The following is a 241-nucleotide window of genomic DNA, read 5'->3' as shown; positions in this document are numbered from 1 at the left end:
CTCTGCACCATTGTCGTGGTGTGGCTGGGGGGAGGGTTATACGTCGGTGGTTTACTGTTTACCCAATTTATGGGTTGGGATCTGACACTTTCCATAGTGTTTTTATTAGTCATCGCGACCAGTTTTACAGTGGTCGGTGGCTTAGCGGCCGTTATTGTAACGGATGCCGTTCAGACCATACTGATGATTGTTGGTATGGCAGCGTTAACACTGATCGGGCTCTATGAGCTGGGTGGTGTCG

At 49.8% G+C, this 241-nt stretch carries 1 protein-coding gene; it reads left to right on the top strand.

Features of this window, described 5'->3' with window-relative positions; all coding sequences use genetic code 11:
* Positions 1 to 241: sodium:solute symporter family transporter (locus Q4563_RS22125; protein WP_442903863.1), on the top strand; the 241-nt coding region annotated here is incomplete at both ends.

The organism is Gilvimarinus sp. 1_MG-2023, assembly GCF_030548285.1.
The sequence above is the reverse complement of the archived record's forward strand: the minus strand, read 5'-3'. Positions and strand labels throughout refer to the sequence as shown.